Origin of the sequence: Brumimicrobium mesophilum (genome assembly GCF_003025005.1) — a bacterium.
GTDB lineage: Bacteria > Bacteroidota > Bacteroidia > Flavobacteriales_D > Crocinitomicaceae > Brumimicrobium > Brumimicrobium mesophilum.
On the sequence record NZ_PVSS01000006.1, the window covers coordinates 107,538 to 125,004 of the forward strand.

Below are 17,467 nucleotides of genomic sequence, written 5' to 3' on the forward strand. Positions count from 1 at the left end.
TAATTCAGCTGCGTTGCTTCCAAAAGAGAAAGATGATGCAATTAATGTCCTTGTTATTAATCCTAACGTTATTAAATTTTTACTTGAGTTTACAATAATGTATTTTTTGTTTATATCTAAAATACATACGCTCTGGCTCTTGTTTTGGATTTCAAAAAGTGAATTTAAATTGCTAAACTCCACCATAAACATACATCTGTTCCATTGTTGGCGATTCACTTCCTCCTTTTGGTTCAAGCGTTACAGCATAAGCTTGTGTATTTGGAAAGTATGTCATTTCAAGCAATTCTTCTTTATTTTCGGTGTTAAAGACACCCAAACTTTCTGGTTTTCCATCCACGATTGCCCATAATTGGTAATCATTTTCTTCTGTAATGTCTGGAAGATTTCCAACTTGTAAGAATACATTTCCTTTTTCTTCACTCACAAATACATTAGCCAATGAAGTTGGTTGAGCTTCCGTTCCTTTCATTTCAACTTTAGCAGTATTTGGACTCGTGATTAACGCAAATTGCTGATTAATGGCCTCCTTTTCTGAAACTATTTGAGTTTTGTCGTCTCTAAGCTCATTAATCTTGTTTTCATTATCAGCCATGGCAACTTTCAAATCATTGTTTTGATTATTTAAGTAAAAACCACCAGCCAATAATAGTACCATTCCAATAGAACATGCCGCTGCTAGATATTTGTAGATATTCTTGTTCGTTTTTTGAGTTTCTCTGTTAATAGGAATGATTTTTTCATCCACCTCACTTGAAGTAGAATGGGCTTGTGGTGTGTTTTTCACCTGTAAAAGAATCTTTGCTTTTAATTCTTGCGGCGGAGCAACAGCATATTTTGAAACCATTTTTTCAACACCTACTTGGTGTGCAAACAGTTCTTCTTTAATCTCTGGGTAAATTTTGGAAAGACAAGCCACCTCCTGTTTCTCTTGGGAAGAAACATCACCCAGAACATAGCGTTCTAAAATGCCTGATGAAATATAGTCTTTTACATCCATAGTATAAATAATTTAAAAATTTCTCTTAAAGATGCAAGTGCAGTTCGCGATCTTGTTTTTACAGTTCCTAATGGAATGTTTAACTCGTCAGAAGTTTCTTGTTGGGTGTATCCCTTAAAATATAAGTATTCAATCATTTCTACTTGTTCATCAGGTAATCCATTAACTAGGTCCTTCAGTCCAATATGATGAATTGGAATATCCATTTTATCATCCTTTAAGATATATACGGATTTTTCACTGTTTTGGATTGGAATAGTTTGATGTCTTGTGATTTTTCTGTAGTTATCAATAGCAAGATTCCTTGTTATATTCAACATCCAGGTGAAAAATGAACCCTTATTTTTATCATAAGAATCTACTTTTGACCATATTTTAACAAAGGCTTCTTGTAAAATATCTTGTGCTATTGCTTCATCTTTCACGATTTTTAGACACAATCCGTATAGGGCAGGGGAATAATTATCGTAAATGATTTCCAAAGCATTGTGATCCCCTAATTTTAGGTTCATAACATTTTGACTCAGTTCTTTTTCGCTCATCGGAATTAAAAGTAGTGTTTTATTTTCGTTTAGGTAGTTTATAGGAGTAGAAAACCAGTAAATAACTTTAAGTTCGTTTCAAATATGCAATAAAATTGAACATTTCACTATATCTATATCTATTTTTATTCAGTAATCTCCAAAATTCCTCGCTCCAAAATTTCGTCTGTTTCTAAATCATTCCAATCAAAGGCAGCATCAATATCTGCGGGAACACCATCTTCAGCGTAATTCTCTCCATTTAAATCCAGCAATTGACTCACGCTAAAACGATAAGTCCAACCGTTAGGCAATTGGCCTCCATTTGGTAATCCTCCACCACCGCCTGTTGCATCACCAATAAGCGTAATGTTTGAAAAAGCTTTTGTGGCAACAGCAAAAAAGGTCGCTGCACTGTATGAACCTCTGTCTATTAAAACAACTACGGGTTTCTGAAATTGAACATTGCCAGTAGGTGAGATGTAGAAATCTTCTTTTTCTCCAAATTCATTATGTTCTTCGCCATTTCTCGTAATACTGTAGCCAACCAAAGTTTTAGATGATACAAATCTCCCTAATAATTTCGGAATATTGAAAATAGCACCGCCACCATTTTCTCGCAAGTCTAGAATGATTCCTTTGGTGTCTTTAAAACGATCCAATATCAAATCCATTTGGGAATCGCTAAAACCTGAAGAAAAGCTGCCATAACGAATATATCCAACTTCTCCATTGCTTAAAAAGTCATTTTTTAAAGCTCCCGTTCTCCAAGGATCAGTCAAATAAAACTCATCAATCGTTCTTGCGCGATAGTTCTGTGGACTATTTAAAGCTACATTATAAACAGAAACGTTAAAGGGTGAAGTTAAATTGGTATGATCATCTCTTAATTCATTTAACATAGAGGCCAAAACACTAAATAACTCAACTTCGGTAGAATTTTCATTCAACATCGGTCGATATGTGTCTCTCATTTCATCCCAATCTATATTCTTCAACTCGAAATAACTGTATTTCTTGTCCACTTCATTCCATAAATAATCGAAGTTTTCCAGTGGATTCGCAGAACCGATATCCTTTTTGAAAAGTACCTTTTCACAAGACGTCAAAAGTAAAACTGATAAGATTAAAAGTAAATGTTTCATGATTTAACGCGTTTTAGTGATAAAGTAAATAGTGTATCTCAGTTGGTGACTCGCCATTTGAAAACCTTCAAATTTCCCTGGAGCAGTTGTTGCTTCCCAAACATAGGACCAGCTTCGGGCATTTCCATTGGACAAGTATTTCACATATTCAAGCTGTGTTTTCAATCGCCAGCCATTCAATGACCATTTGTAATTTGCAAAAGACCACTCAACTGGATTCGTTTCCACTCCATTGATTTCACTATCGTATGCATAAGCATAACCTGGTCGATAATTGAAATTAAGAACTCCCACATTCAACAGAAATCTCAAGTCTCTTTTCGCAGCTTTAAGCGTTGGTTTAAACAACCACAGGTCTAGGGTTTTGTCTTTAGTTCTAGAAATATCCCTTGTCCATTGCGCGGAGGCCACTAGATTCGAAATGTTTTCTAGACCCATCGTGTTATTTTGCAATGCAGGATTTGCTCTCACATTTTGGGTGCTTAAAATCGCTCCACCAATTTTTGTGTTGTTTTTATTGTCTGAAAGTGCATCAATTTTCCATAATTCTTGGTAGAATATTTCAAATTTCCCATATCCAGCAAAACTTCCAGATTGAATGAAATTACTTTGAGGTACTCGTGCATTTTGGGCACTTATTCCAAATCCTAAATTGAAAATCCGATCTCTCAAATCTGATGTTTTCAGCCAGGAAGCGTTTAATTCTATTCCTATTCCACTATAAAATAGGGGAGAAGTTGCGAAATCACGATATATTGGGTTTGTCAAACCAAAAGAAAGTAGGGTGTAGTTATTGGTAGGTTTATACTCTATAATGTCAAATGGTTGAACACGTCCTTGTGTGAATGTAGTAGAACTTAAGCCGACCATCAATAGGATGAGTAAATATTTATTTAATTTTTTCATGCTTTTTATTTGAATACGAATGGTCTAATGTAAAATAAAATTGATTGGGAAAGAATGCTCGACATTAACTCTTTTTCCATTTAATTGAGCAGGATACCAATTGTTCGGAATCAATTTGATTACTCTAATTGCTTCTTCATCGCAACCAGAACCAATTTCTTTCAAAACTCTGTGGTCACGTGCTATTCCATTCTGGTCTACAGTAAAAACCACATTGACAGTTCCTTGTGTTCCGTTTTCCATTGCTAATTCAGGGTATCTTATGTGACGTATGAACTCGTTGTTCATTTTGATAGACCCACCAATGAATAAAGGCGGATTATCTAGCGTATTTTCCACCGTGTCACGCTCGTTAATGATTTTATATGTTTTTTCATGGTTTTCTTTTTCCTCCTTGAAATAAACGATTTCATTTTTTGAAAAGTCATATTTCTGCTCAAGTTCGCCTTTGAAATTATAAAATTCCCAATCTCCAATTTGCTCATCTTTTAAATAAGTACCACGTGATTTCAAGGATTTGCTATTGAACTTGTAGTTTGTCCATAAACTGTCTTTAAATCCGTTCTTGTAATATCCTTCAACGACTAAAATACTCTTATCAACAACCTTTTGATAGAGGCCATGTTTTATATTTTTATCAGATTTTAAAACATGATAAATTTCTAGAGAATTGGTATTCTTATCCTTATTAGTGATCCTTGTTATTTCTTGACTAAATAAATGGATTTGAAATAATCCGATAAGTAGTGCTATGATAAAGTATTTCATAATTATTCTTTTCTTCCTTCTGGTGCTTTTCCTCCAGGGTAATTTGTTCCTTTTATTTCCATTAAATAAGTTACAACTTGTCCAATCTCAGTTGTAGTAAAAACACTTTTTGAAGCAGGCATTCCTTTCTGTGTTCCATTGATTATTATATTAGAAATATCCTTGACTTCACTGCCATAAATCCAGTAGTTATCTGTTAAATTAGGTCCAATCATTCCTTCTCCGTGATCGCCATGACACATTGCACAGCGGTTTCCATAGATTTCTTTACCAAGAGAAATGGTCTTCTTATCCTTGGTAAACTCTTGTACAACTTTGTCACTTTTATCAATGAATTTTTTTTTCGGTTCTTTTTCAATATTTCTGTTTTGAATGTTATTGATTTCTTTCTGAGCCTTACTTGTTGGAATTGATTGTAAATATCCGATCAGTGCAACCGCTTCTGAACTTTGAATTTCACGATTATCATTGTTTTTTATCTTTTTGGTCATGGAATCTGCTTGAAGATTTAATTTTTTCCAAGCCAATTCAAAATCTACTTCGGAAATAGCTTCATTTTTAAAGGATTCTTTTAAAATTTCTTTTTCAAGTGGAGTTTTTAATAAATGCTTAAATGAAGGCATTCGAGTTCCAGGATTCACATTCTCAGGTTCAAATAAAAGTTCTGCGATAAAACCTGACGTTTTTGATCCACCATATCCATCGAGGCTTTTTTTACCCCATTTTTCATCTTCGATATTTAAAACATGACATCTCGAACATTTTTCATTTTCAAAGACTTGTTTTCCATACATCTCAAGTAATGCACTTTCAGGTTTTCCTCCGTATTTAGTTATTTCTTCCGTTGTTGAGTTGAAATTCTGAGAGATGAAAAGGATTCCTATCAAAAAGAATGAAAAGTTGAAAGTAGAATTTGATTTTCTCATTTAGAAGTTATGAATGAATTTTGTAATCCGATTAAGAATTATAAAACTACTTCTTTGGTTGGAGTTGTGCAAATTATAATTAATAATCAAAAATAAGATTTTAGAAGTTTCACTTTAAAATCCACTTGTAAACAACCCTTGAGCGCCTTTAATTCCACATTTTTGATAAGTATTATAAGCCTGGGCAGCTCTTTCATCAATTTGGATTCCTGTTTCATTTATAACATAACCATTCAAAGCACCATGTAAAACATAAGCTTCTGGAGCCATTAAATGTGTTGTCCAAAGAATTGGATTTGCGTTTGCATTTTTAACATGTTCTTTAAAATACGATTTGGAATAACAACCCAAAATCATTACGTCTTTCTGGATTTTCGTTTCTTTGAATTTCGGATTCACATCAAAATCCATTAACCCATTGTGTCCAATGTAAACAAATAAATCAGCGCCTCCACCAAATTCAAATTCTTGATCTTTATAAATGATTTTCTCAGGTTTTTGTCCATTCGAATTCAATAAGAAATTCTCTGTACATTCTCTAATATTCCATCCGTTATAGGCTTCTGCGAGTAAATAAATGTCTTTGGTTTTGTGTTTAAAAAGAATTCTATCCAAAATCATTGGATTATTTGATTCTAATTCAGCGACTAATACCCAATCTGTAGTTTTCTTGTCAAAAAAATGTCTCATTCCATATCCAGCTCCCCAATAAAGATTTGAATTTGGTTTCGTTCCATCTCCAATCGATTTGGGCACAGGTACAATCCCCTGGGAATCGTTGTCACAAAGCGCTACAAAAACGTGAATGAGTTTGTCTTGGGAGAATAAGCTACATGAGAAAAGGATTAGCGAGATGGACAATAGAATTAATTTCATAATCGTGCAGAACTTTCAGGTTACAATTCATTTATAACCAGAAAAATCAAGTTTTATTATATGAATGATGGTCCTAAATCAATTTCTCACCAATGATTCCCACCAAGAATCCGACAGAAGCACCAATTGAGGTCAAATAGTTTCTGCTTAATTTACTTTCTGGAATAATATCTTGGATGAGCAAATAGAGAATTCCTCCACTTGCAAAATTCATTAAGTGTGCCGTTAATTCTTGATGGTCGCTCAAAAAATAATGTCCAATTAGGGCTCCTCCAATTCCAAAGAAACTTAAGAAAAAGAATATGATAAGTGTCTTTTTGGGTGTAAATCCGCTTTGTACTAAGTCTCTGAATGAATTGAAAGCTTCGGGTAAATTTTGAAGGCCAATGAAAACGGCCAAAAGTGTTGCCATGCTTGGTTCAATTGCGAATACTGCTCCTAGAGCAATTGCTTCGGGAATGAAATCCATCATCATTGCTAACAAAGTCGCGGTTTGACCTCCTTTTTTAGCCAAATAACGGTCTAAGACCATGAAACTTAAAGTACCTGCAAGAAATGATAAAATCAGGGGAAATAATTCTAATTCTTCCATCGCTTTTGGAATAAGTACCAATGCCAAAGCCGACAAAATAATTCCAGCTCCAAAGGACTTTAACGTATGAGTGATTTCATACTTTACAGGAGTTTCCTTAATGTGGTGATTAAATAGATTCGCTAAAAGACCACCGATGAAGACCGTTATTCCAGCAAATCCTGAGAAGAAAATAAGGTTTTGAATCATAAGGGTATACTTCTTTATTTTAATATAAATTTACAAATAAAGATGAGTTAAACAATTTTGAATAAGGAGTAAAATAGAGGAGTATGCGTATTAAAGTGCGATAGGAAAAATAAATATCAATTGGGGTTTACCATAATATTCATAGCATCTGACAATCTTAAGCTAATTGCGAAATCATTTAATCGAATAGCTATTGGATCTCCAAATGGAGAAATAGAACGGATTTCAAAGGAAGTTCCTGGCGTTAACCCCATTTCAATTAAACGTTGGGATACAGCACTGTGTTTGATTTCAGTGATGATTCCACTTGCGCCTTTTCTTAATTTGGTAATGCTCGTACTTTCCATGTAACAAATATAGAGCAGTGAGGTGGCTTATACAATACCATTAATTAGGTATTTTGAATGAGTCTAAATAAGGGTGACCTCACTGCAAAAGGTGATACAAAGATCTGTGAATATTCAGGGATGTACATAGGGAAAAAGAAGAATTTTTTCCTGTCTTTTGAGTATATTCATTGAGTGGGATGATTTTTCATTCCCTAATTTTTTTCTAAAATTCTACCTCAAACATAAATTTTCACAAATTAAATCCATAGACTAAATTTTGATTTACATTTGCGCTGTGAAAACGACTCTTAAAAATACATTTTTAACTCTTTGTTTTACTGTTTACTGTCTATCAGTATTCAGTACGGTAGCGTTGCCTTCGTTAGACACAAATTTCGATGTCCAACAAAATTCGGAGGGAGTTCATTTCACTGGATTGTCCAAAATACTCTTTCCTCAATCTATCAGCGCTGAGGGTTATGGTTTTTCTCTCTCCCTAGCTACTCCTGATGTAGATGGTGGACATGATAAGTCCATTATTGCAACTCAATTATTGAGTAAACTGATTGTTCAAAATGATATCAGTTCTTTCAAGGAGTCTAAAACCTTGGATCTGCAATTCAGGGCTGTGGACATCATTTTTCCATTTCATAATTTCTGGTAGAATTCTTATGCTTCATTGAATTGATCAATGCGTTGATCATTGCTTTTGTACCTAAATAATAGGTCCAAATAAAAATACAAATAAGAAATTCACCCTGTTTTCTTAGGCATTGAAATAATAGCTATGACAAGAAAATAATAGTCTAGCATTAGCTAAGAATCAGATTTAAAACAACAAAAATGGAAACTGGAAATATTTTAATTGGAGTAATCTCCATGATGGCAATCATTATACCCTTTTTTTTAATGTACAAAAAAAGTAAAAATACAGAAAGAGGTCTACTCAAAAATTTGAAAGAATACACCCAAAATAATGGTTTGCAACTAGATAAATGGGGATCTGTTGAAAATATTATTCTTGGAATAGATCATATAAATAAAATAGCTTTTTTCTCTGAATTGGATGGAGATGCTTATAAAACTATGCATTTGAATTTAACTGATTTAGAAATGTGTAGAGTTAATCGTGAAGGTCGCGAAGTTAAATACCATGGTGGAAAAGACATTTTAACCCATAGTTTAGAAATTTGTTTTTATCCTAAAAATCGAAGAGAAGGGATTGAGATTTTCAAACTTTATAATGAAGATAAAAACAAAAGTCTTAATGGTGAAATTCAATTGGCCAATGAATGGGTTTCTATTTATAATGATGTTATTACTTCATTAGCTTCAACTTCAAAAATGCCTGAAGAATCAGAAATGGCTGTGGTATAATTTTAGATTAAAAAATCAGTTAAAAATAAATCCCTAGGAGAAATCTTAGGGTTTTTTTTATGCGTTCATAACTTTTTTTTATCTGTAAGCCAACCTTTTCAGCCTTTACGGCGTCTAATAAGAAACCAAACATCATGGAAGCAAAAAACATCAAGTCGTTAAATTCAGCTGTATATGTAATGCGCCATTTTGTAGAATTAAGCGCTACATTACTCCCTATTTATGAAAAAATGACTCGAAATGAGCCGCATAGTGTTCATTCTGAGGATGATAAAAAACGCATTGACGTCGTTTATGAAACCTATAATGTCAATCCAAGAACAAGTGAATTCTTGTTGGGGTCCAACATAGTGGCATTGATAAAGGACACTTATAATGAATTGAAAAATCGTTCAAAAAGCAACGAAAAAATAGCCCAAGAACAATTGGAAGCTTTTCAAGAGGAATATGCCAAACTGAAACAGGATTGGTACATTACTTTAATGAATTAGAATCAATTACGAATTTTGAAATTCATGATTCAATAATTATTGCGCTATCCTATTTTTATTCTGCAATTAGGAAATTTTTAAAAGCACTTTCTAATTTTTATGGATGACAGTCATTTCTAGAAAATTAAGATAAAAAGGATCGTAACTTATCTAGAACTCACAATTATACTGTCAATTTCGGATTTGTATTGAATTCGTAATTCCTTATTGATAATTCTTAATTAAGTTTAAAAGGTTTTCACTACTTTTGAAGTAATGGAAAATAATATTAAATCAAAACGTACTTCTTGGCCAGTAATGGAATCATTTTATACTATTCAAGGGGAAGGACACTACTCAGGTAGAGCGGCTTACTTCATTAGAACTGGAGGTTGCGATGTCGGGTGTGTTTGGTGTGACGTGAAAGAAAGTTGGGAGGCTGAAAATCATCCTGAAACTTCTCTTGAAACATTGCTTGAAGGCGTGAATTCAACAGCTACAGATTTTGTGGTAATAACAGGTGGAGAACCAGCAATGTATCCCATCGAGACGCTTGTTACTGCACTTCAAGATGATTATAAAGAGGTTGCAATTGAAACTTCTGGATGTTATCCTTTGGATGCTAAAGTAGATTGGTATTGTTTTTCGCCTAAAAAATTCAAAAAACCTGTAGAAGAAGCTTATTTCAAAGCGAATGAACTCAAAATCGTAATTTTCAATAAAAATGATTTTAAATGGGCTGAAGAACACGCCGATATGGTAAATGATGATTGTTTGCTTTATCTTCAACCCGAATGGTCAAAAGAGGCACAAATGTTGCCATTGATTATTGAATATGTGAAAGAAAATCCTAAATGGAAAATCTCTTTACAGACGCACAAATACATGAATATACCTTAGAACATGACGAAAAATATTGGTTTACTTTTCACGCTTTTATTATTGCTTTTTTCTAGTTGTGCAACCGCTCAAATGGGGTATGGTACGAAAAGTAAAAAGGCAATTAAACTTTACGAAGAGGCTAGAAATGCACCTCAGGAAAATTTTAATGTTAAAACTGGCCGCCCCAATTATCAGTCTGGGATTGATTTGTTAAAAAAGGCCCTCGAAAAAGACAATAACTTTTTAGAAGCGCATCAATTAATAGGTGAATTTTACCGCATTACTAATCAACCTAAAGAATCCGTTTTTCATTTTAAAAAATCTTTATCTATAAGACCTGACGCTAATTTGAACGGTCAATTATATGTTGATATTAGTGAACAACAATTTAGAAATGGTGAGTTTGAAGACGCTATCCTATATGCAGATAAAGTGATTATGGGGAACAATAGATCAACTCCTCAACACTTGATTAATATTTCACATAAAATTAAAACGAACGCTGAGTTTTCAATATTTGCCATTAATAATCCAGCCAAAATTAACCCTGTAAATATTGGGAAGTCAATAAATACAAAGTATCCTGAATATTTCCCTACAATAACGGTTGATGGAAAAACTTTACTCTTTACTAGAGAAGTTCCTAATAACGACGGTTCTCCTAGAGGACAAGAGGACTTTTTCTTTTCTACTTTGTCAGAAGATAATTTATGGTCAACGGCTGTTCCGATGCCGGCAAATATCAATACTGAACAAAATGAAGGAGCTCCAACTATTTCAGCTGATGGACGAACTTTAATTTTCGTTGGTTGTCCTGATGTGACAGGAAGGAATTATGGGCGAAATAGAGTAGGTAGAGGAAGTTGTGATTTATTTGTGACCGAAAGAATTGGTGGACAATGGACAAATCCAAAAAACTTACCTGGACGTGTAAATACAGCTAATTGGGAAACTCAACCTTCACTCTCTGCCGATGGAAAAACACTGTATTTCATTAGACGAGTGAATGACCGTGAAAGAAAAAGAAGCGACATTTTTGTTAGTGAAAAATTACCTGATGGCTCTTGGGGAGCGGGAGTTCCTTTGCCAGATCACATCAATACGGAAATGTCAGAATCTTCTGTGATGATTCATCCAGACGGCCAAACCTTGTATTTCGCATCGAATGGTCACGTTGGAATGGGAGGAACGGATATTTACATGTCAAGAAAAGATCCAAAAGGGAACTGGGGAAATCCCATTAATTTAGGTTATCCGATTAATTCGGAGAGTAATGAAAATTCTTTACTTGTAGGTCCAGATGGTGAAATCGCCTTTTTCGCTTCGGATAGAGCAGGAGGAGAGGGTGATTTGGATATTTATTATTTCGAATTACCTAAGGAATATCAACCAATCAAAACAACTTATTTTGAGGGGTTAGTATTTGATGCTCAAACCAAAGAACCGCTAAAAGGAAATTTTGAATTGTTTGATTTAGAAACGGGTGAACAAATTATAGCTTCGGAGGCTGATGCAATTACTGGAGAATTCCTTGTTGCACTTCCAACACAAAAGGAATATGCTTTAAATGTTGATTTCCCTGGTTATAGTTTCTTTTCGAAGAACTTTAATATGATTGAAAGCAGTGATGAAGCAATTCAGATGGAGATTCCAATGGTACCACTTAGCGATGAACAACCTGTTTTATTGGCCAATGTATTCTTTGATTTAGGAAAATCGTCGTTGAGAAAAGAATCTTTTGTTGAACTCAATAAGTTGGTGAGTTTATTAAATATAAACGCAGCGATCAAAATTGAGATTGGTGGTCATACCGATACCAGAGGAGACAAGGATGACAATTTACGCTTATCAAAGGAAAGAGCGAAATCCGTTTATGATTATTTGGTTAAAGAAGGAATTTCTTCAAGCAGGTTGACTTTTAAAGGATATGGTGAGCAAAAACCTATCAATACAGATGCACAAATAGATATGTTGGGATCTGAAAAGGAAAAAGAAAAGGCCCATCAAGAAAATAGAAGAACAGAATATAGAATTGTAAAATGATTCATTTTTTAAGATTAATTCGTCCCATTAACTTGTTGATAATTATACTTACCATGTACAGTATTGGTGGGTATTTAGATTTTGTTTATCAAGATTTCAAAAATGGAAACATCCTTGTTTTATCTTTCAATTTTTTCTTATTGGTAATTTCTACTGTTATGATTGCGGCAGCAGGAAATATTATCAATGATTATTTTGATGTAAGGGCAGATAGAATAAATCGTCCAGAACGAACAATCGTTATGAAGCACATCAAAAGAAGATGGGCCATTGTATTTCATTGGGTTCTTAACTTTTTAGCATTCGGAATTGCGATTTATTTAGGATTAAAACTGAATACATTTTGGTATGTTTTCATTCATTTATTATCCATCAATTTCTTGTGGTTTTACTCTATGCAGCTTAAAAGAACATTAGTGATTGGAAATGTTGTTATTGCTTTATTAACGGCATTAGTTCCAGTGCTCGTTGGAATTTATTATCAAGACTTTTTTAGAACTACAATTCTTGACAAAGCACATCCTTTCAGTTTAAATAATTATAAATTCTTCCCAATTTACCTGAGTTTAGGACTTGGACTTTTTGCATTTTTACTCAATTTCACACGAGAAATTATTAAGGACATGGAAGACATAAAAGGAGATTTAGTTTTAAAAGCACGAACAATTCCAATTGTTTATGGATTAAAAAAATCAAGAAATATTGCAATCTTATTCTTGTTAATTACAATGACTTTAACCGTACCAATTGTGTGGTTTTGGGAAGCAGGGTATATAAATGGTTTTGCACTGTTACCACTGGTTCTTAGTGCAATCTCTGCCTTAATAACTTTGGTGATTTTATTGAAGCCTATCAATAACAAAAATCTTAAATCCGCTAATTTAAGTATCAAATTAACCATCATTTTTGGAATGATTCTTCCGTTGTTTTGGGTTCTTCAGATGATGTAATAAAAAGTGTTTTATGTTTACAAAAAAGATAATCCTAGGTTCAGCTTCACCGCGCAGAAAACAACTTGTAGAACAACTCGACATAGAATGTGAAATTCGCAAAAAGGAAGTAGATGAAGTTTTTCCTGATACACTTTCACATTATGATGTTCCAGAGTATTTATCGAAATTAAAAGCAGAACCACTTAAAAAATCAATCAAGAAAGATGAGGTTTTATTGACTTCAGATACTGTGGTAATTCACAAAAACCAGATTTTAGAGAAACCAAAAGACTTTCAAGATGCTGTTCAAATGTTGGAGAAATTGTCAAACTCAACTAATGAGGTTGTTACAGGAGTTCATTTGTTCAATCCAAATTATGAAAAATCTTTTTCTGTTCGCACCAAGGTATTTTTTAAGGAATTAACAGAAGAAGAAATTGAGTATTATGTAAACAAATACGAACCATACGACAAAGCCGGAGCATACGGAATCCAAGAATGGATCGGAATGATTGGTGTGGAAAAAATTGAGGGTTGCTTTTATAATGTAATGGGGTTGCCAGTAAATGAACTTTGGAAAGTTTTAAACGAAGAGTTTTCAGGAGAATAATGAATTTGGCTCTACTTGAATTTTTCATTTAATAACCCAAACTCTCACTCTCTCCCTCATCATGGCCATGTCTTTACCCCAATAATCCTAAAGTTAACAAGTGCGCCCATCTGTCATTGGAAAGTAAAAACAATATTAAAATGATAGGCATTATGTAACTTGAGATATTAAATAATAAGCTAAAATAAAATGTTTTGGCTTTAATGAAAAAAGCGAGTAAGGGAAGAAGTAAAACCATTGGGACCAAAGGAAAAGTACTGATTAAACTGTAGTCTGGAGTGTATTGATACCAATTGTTGTTTCGCCAAACTTTCACATATTTGATGTCTTTAAAGAAGAAAGTGCGTTCCAAAAACATATAATTCGTTTCTTCCATGGCAATGATATCGAGAGAAATCCATGCTTTTTGACCATTATTAAAAATAACAGGAGAAGTAGTTTCATAATGAGCACCGGCATAATTAATTCTAGTATTTTTTTCCACGATATAACTACCTATCGTTTTGGTAGGTAAAACAAATTGGTCGAGCGTAAAGAGTAAAGCAAAAATAGTACAGGTATACATAATAATTTTAAACTGTTTCCATTTTTTTCCTGTAGTTATTTTTTGAAAGTAGCGGTCATTTTCTAAAGCTTCCTTGCGCTTCATATGTTCATATCGCTGCTGAGCCTGCTTTGCTCTTTCTTCTCTGGTAGAAGTCCGTGATGTACGTTGCGAATTGTTATGTTCAGTATTTCTTCGACCCTGTGACTGATTTTGTCGGTTGTATGTTTGACGAGAAGTTGATTGACTCTGACTTGTGTTTTGCTTATTGCTTGAGTAAGTAATAATTTCAAGCAATCGTTCATAGGCTTCAGTAATTTCAATGAATTTATCCTTTGCGGCCCCAGAAGGGTTCCTATCCGGATGATATTTCATAGCCTTCTTTCGATAAGCTTTTTTTATGATTTTCTCATCTTTAGTAGGCGATATTCCTAATATTTGAAAATAGCGCTTTGTACTCATAGAATTTCTGCAGTAGTTTTATTTCTGTCAATTTTACCCGAAGGGGTTTTAATCAGCGAAGATATAAAAAAGTAAGCTTTAGGACGTTCATATTTTGTCAATACCAAATCAATAGTCTTTTTTAGTTGAGCTGTTGATAAATGGTTTTCGCCAATAAAGACAACTTTGCTTCCTAATTTCTGATCTTCAATTTGACTGATTATAAAATCTGAGGAACCAATCACATTTGCAATTTTTCGCTCCACTTCTTCCGGGTGTATTTTAACTCCGCCAGAATTAATAACAAAATCTGCTCGCCCTAACCAGTGAAAGCTTTTCTCATCAATTAAATCAACAATATCTGTTGTTTTCAATCCTTTAATCTTTAATTCTTCGGAATCAATTGTCAAGCACTCATTTTCGACTGAGAATGTGGTGTTTCCTATTGCTCGGTAAGGTTCGTCATCATTTTTTAAATTTCTTAATGCAATATGGGATACTGTTTCAGTCATTCCAAAAGTAGAATAAGCATTGCATTTAAATTTTTTAATTTTCTCAATCAATTCATCCGAAACAGGCGCTCCACCTATAATTAAATGTTTGATTAAATTTAGCTTTTCTGGGTTTTCCTGTAGCGTTTCTTCTACTTGTAAGGGTACCATTGCCACGAAATCTATTTTATGAGAGAGATTTTTTAAAGGGTTCCGTGTAACATTTGTTACGTAGAGCTGAAGGTCATATAGCTTGGAGCGTACAAGCATCATTTTTCCTCCAATAAAATTCGTAGACATACAAAGAAGTGCTGTTTCACAGTTGTCTAAGTCTAAAAATTCCCCAGTCATTTTTGCTGAAGCTTCCATTTTCCATTTTGGAATTTTAATGCTTTTTGGAGGTCCAGTTGAACCGGAACTTAACTGAGTAATAGATTGATTTTCATCGTTCCATGCTAAAATGAAATTTTGAACGTCGTCTATATTGTCAGTTACATTGTCTAATTTTTGTATGCGCATGCAAATCTTTTAAAGGGCACGAATTTTGATTCTGTTGTCTTAATATTAATCCAAATATGCTGATTATATATCTAGATTTGTAACTTTAGCATAATTAAAATTTTGAACATGAAATATTTGAGTATTGTAACCATTGCGCTTGCTTTAATTACATCTTCTTTTGTTTGGTCACCCGCTGAAAATGATGAACCGGGAATTAATTTTGAAACCCTTTCATTTGAAGAAGCACTTCAAAAAGCGAAAAAAGAAAACAAATTAATTTTCCTAGATGCCTATGCAGTTTGGTGTGGTCCATGCAAAATGATGGACAGAACAACTTTTAAGGATGAAAAAGTTGGAGAAGTATTCAATGAAAATTTCATCAATCTCAAAATTGATATGGAGAAAGGTGAAGGTCCTGCAGTTGCTAGAAAATACCAAGTCAGAGCTTATCCAACAATGATGTTAATTAATGGAGAAGGTAAAGTTGAAAAAAGAATTTTAGGAGCTATGAATGGAGAAAAGCTTCTTTCTGAAGTGAATGATTTTGTAAAGTAAAAAATAGATCCCTTGTCGCTGTGTTCTTTCGGGAAGAAAGCTTAAAAGGATGGCATTTCTCCCTTTTTTGACTTTTGAACGACTCGATCGTCATTCCGAACATTGCTTAAAATCTATGGTTTTTAGTTATGGAGGAATCTCTTTTTCTTTTTTAAAACATCCATTTAATGTCATAAAGATTTGATTTAAAGCGATAAAAACCGAATTAGAAGCTTACTTCTAGATCGGTTTTTTTTATGTTTCTACTTTTCTATTTTGAAAGCAATTCCACTCACACGCTTGGTTTCAATTCCGTCAATCGTCTCATTTTTCACCATCGCTTGAGCAAGTTTAGTCTCAAATACAGCCTTTAAATTTTTTATCTCACCGCAAGGAACAAAATGTTCGTTCATATAACTTAATGTTTCATCTGCTGAATGTTCTGCAACTTTTGATTTTAGAATTTCAAATAATTCTGTCCTGTTTTTCACCCTGTTTTGAACTGTCGAAAACCTCTCCATTTCTGTCAATTCTAACAAGTCCAAAAACTCACATAGTTTATTGAAATGCGTATTACTTCCAATAGCGAAAGTGATAGTTCTTTCGTCAGAAGTATTGAAAAGCTCACCATACGGCGCAATGTTAGGGTGTAGAGAACCAATTCTTTGTGGAATTTTATTATTCATCAAATAATTAGACGCTTGATTCGCCAATGAACTCACAGCGGCATCATAGAGTGAAACGGTCACACTTTTTCCCGTGTAATTTTCATTTCCTTTTTTGGAAAATAATTCAATCAATAAACCTTCTTTTAAATGATGAGCAGCCAATACATCGATAAAAGCAACAGGCATTTTTACAGGACCGCTTTCTGGCGTTCCGTTCATGGACATTATTCCAGACTCAGCTTGTAAGATGAGATCATAAGCTACGCGATCACTATTGGTGCCAAATCCATTTATTTTCCCAATGATAAGTTGAGGATTAACTGCCCTCAAAATATCATCCGTAATTTTTAATTTTTCCTGGTCACCTAATTTAAAATTCATTAATAGAATGTCGGCTGTTTTTACTTCTTCCAAAAGTTGAACTCTCTCGTTTTCAATTTTTAGATTTAATTGCTGATAACTTTTCAAGTAGTTGATACTCGAAAAATAAGCAGAAACAGAACTTTCTTGATTTTCATTGGGTAATTTCCAAGATCTTGTGATGTCTGGATAAATCGAATTTTCAATTTTTAGAACCTCAGCGCCCAACTCAGCAAAGAATGTTCCTACGGAAGGCCCCGCCAAAACTGTGGACAAATCAATTATTTTGAGATTTTTGAAGATATTCGAACTTAACATGGAAGACTTACTTTAATAAAAAGTAAAGTTAATTAAAATTGTTT

Annotated in this window: 20 protein-coding genes; 8 read left to right on the forward strand and 12 right to left on the reverse strand. The window is 33.6% G+C overall.

The genetic code is table 11. The annotated features are described in order from the left end of the window. Window positions 1-172 precede the first annotated feature (172 nt). The 9 genes from C6368_RS07685 to C6368_RS07725 all read right to left on the reverse strand — a co-directional run bounded on the left by C6368_RS07685 (window position 173) and on the right by C6368_RS07725 (window position 7,270). Entirely contained in the window at window positions 173-1,000 is an 828-nt protein-coding gene (locus tag C6368_RS07685; protein WP_107038608.1) for an anti-sigma factor, read from the reverse strand. Then, entirely contained in the window at window positions 991-1,542 is a 552-nt protein-coding gene (locus C6368_RS07690; protein ID WP_107038609.1) for an RNA polymerase sigma factor, read from the reverse strand. Before C6368_RS07690 ends, C6368_RS07685 begins: the two co-directional genes overlap by 10 nt. Before the next feature lie 125 nt (window positions 1,543-1,667). Next, the gene (locus C6368_RS07695) at window positions 1,668-2,666 is read right to left on the reverse strand and encodes a S41 family peptidase (RefSeq protein WP_107038610.1); all 999 of its coding nucleotides are present in this window, start codon (window positions 2,664-2,666) and stop codon (window positions 1,668-1,670) included. Window positions 2,667-2,669: 3 nt separating this feature from the next. Next, entirely contained in the window at window positions 2,670-3,572 is a 903-nt protein-coding gene (locus C6368_RS07700; RefSeq protein ID WP_107038611.1) for a hypothetical protein, read from the reverse strand. 24 nt (window positions 3,573-3,596) lie between these two features. Further along, complete coding sequence (locus C6368_RS07705; RefSeq protein WP_107038612.1) at window positions 3,597-4,340, reverse strand: energy transducer TonB; 744 nt, start codon at window positions 4,338-4,340, stop codon at window positions 3,597-3,599. A gap of 2 nt (window positions 4,341-4,342) precedes the next feature. After that, window positions 4,343-5,266 (reverse strand): c-type cytochrome, encoded by a 924-nt coding sequence (locus C6368_RS07710; RefSeq protein ID WP_107038613.1) that lies wholly within the window; start codon window positions 5,264-5,266, stop codon window positions 4,343-4,345. Between the two features lie 114 nt (window positions 5,267-5,380). Beyond that, complete coding sequence (locus C6368_RS07715; RefSeq protein WP_107038614.1) at window positions 5,381-6,142, reverse strand: hypothetical protein; 762 nt, start codon at window positions 6,140-6,142, stop codon at window positions 5,381-5,383. Between the two features lie 73 nt (window positions 6,143-6,215). After that, on the reverse strand, window positions 6,216-6,923 hold the full coding sequence (locus tag C6368_RS07720) for a ZIP family metal transporter (RefSeq protein WP_107038615.1): 708 nt from the start codon (window positions 6,921-6,923) through the stop codon (window positions 6,216-6,218). Between the two features lie 116 nt (window positions 6,924-7,039). Continuing rightward, window positions 7,040-7,270, reverse strand: coding sequence for a FeoA family protein (locus tag C6368_RS07725; protein WP_107038616.1), 231 nt, complete (start codon window positions 7,268-7,270; stop codon window positions 7,040-7,042). Window positions 7,271-7,547: 277 nt separating this feature from the next. Here C6368_RS07725 and C6368_RS07730 point away from each other — a divergent pair, with 277 nt between their 5' ends. From C6368_RS07730 to C6368_RS07760, 7 genes are all read left to right on the forward strand, one after another. After that, window positions 7,548-7,916 (forward strand): hypothetical protein, encoded by a 369-nt coding sequence (locus C6368_RS07730; protein WP_107038617.1) that lies wholly within the window; start codon window positions 7,548-7,550, stop codon window positions 7,914-7,916. Between the two features lie 179 nt (window positions 7,917-8,095). Beyond that, a complete protein-coding gene (locus tag C6368_RS07735) occupies window positions 8,096-8,629 on the forward strand; it encodes a hypothetical protein (protein ID WP_107038618.1) in 534 nt (177 codons plus the stop codon). Window positions 8,630-8,763: 134 nt separating this feature from the next. After that, a complete protein-coding gene (locus C6368_RS07740; RefSeq protein WP_107038619.1) occupies window positions 8,764-9,120 on the forward strand; it encodes a hypothetical protein in 357 nt (118 codons plus the stop codon). Between the two features lie 255 nt (window positions 9,121-9,375). Next, entirely contained in the window at window positions 9,376-9,999 is a 624-nt protein-coding gene (locus tag C6368_RS07745) for a 7-carboxy-7-deazaguanine synthase QueE (protein WP_107038620.1), read from the forward strand. 3 nt (window positions 10,000-10,002) lie between these two features. Then, window positions 10,003-12,024 (forward strand): OmpA family protein, encoded by a 2,022-nt coding sequence (locus C6368_RS07750; RefSeq protein WP_107038621.1) that lies wholly within the window; start codon window positions 10,003-10,005, stop codon window positions 12,022-12,024. Window positions 12,025-12,077: 53 nt separating this feature from the next. Further along, window positions 12,078-12,974 (forward strand): geranylgeranylglycerol-phosphate geranylgeranyltransferase, encoded by an 897-nt coding sequence (locus C6368_RS07755; protein WP_234369107.1) that lies wholly within the window; start codon window positions 12,078-12,080, stop codon window positions 12,972-12,974. Between the two features lie 13 nt (window positions 12,975-12,987). Then, window positions 12,988-13,566 (forward strand): Maf family nucleotide pyrophosphatase, encoded by a 579-nt coding sequence (locus C6368_RS07760; RefSeq protein ID WP_107038623.1) that lies wholly within the window; start codon window positions 12,988-12,990, stop codon window positions 13,564-13,566. A gap of 73 nt (window positions 13,567-13,639) precedes the next feature. Here the strand turns inward: C6368_RS07760 and C6368_RS07765 are convergent, their stop codons facing one another. Then, window positions 13,640-14,572, reverse strand: a complete 933-nt coding sequence (locus C6368_RS07765; RefSeq protein ID WP_107038624.1) for a J domain-containing protein — start codon at window positions 14,570-14,572, stop codon at window positions 13,640-13,642. Continuing rightward, on the reverse strand, window positions 14,569-15,561 hold the full coding sequence (locus C6368_RS07770; RefSeq protein ID WP_107038625.1) for an AMP-binding protein: 993 nt from the start codon (window positions 15,559-15,561) through the stop codon (window positions 14,569-14,571). Before C6368_RS07770 ends, C6368_RS07765 begins: the two co-directional genes overlap by 4 nt. Before the next feature lie 108 nt (window positions 15,562-15,669). On the opposite strand from C6368_RS07770, the gene C6368_RS07775 reads away from it, so the two are divergent. Then, the gene (locus C6368_RS07775) at window positions 15,670-16,098 is read left to right on the forward strand and encodes a thioredoxin family protein (RefSeq protein ID WP_107038626.1); all 429 of its coding nucleotides are present in this window, start codon (window positions 15,670-15,672) and stop codon (window positions 16,096-16,098) included. 242 nt (window positions 16,099-16,340) lie between these two features. On the opposite strand, the gene C6368_RS07780 is transcribed toward C6368_RS07775, so the two are convergent. Further along, complete coding sequence (locus tag C6368_RS07780) at window positions 16,341-17,423, reverse strand: CaiB/BaiF CoA transferase family protein (RefSeq protein ID WP_234369108.1); 1,083 nt, start codon at window positions 17,421-17,423, stop codon at window positions 16,341-16,343. Window positions 17,424-17,467: the final 44 nt, after the last annotated feature.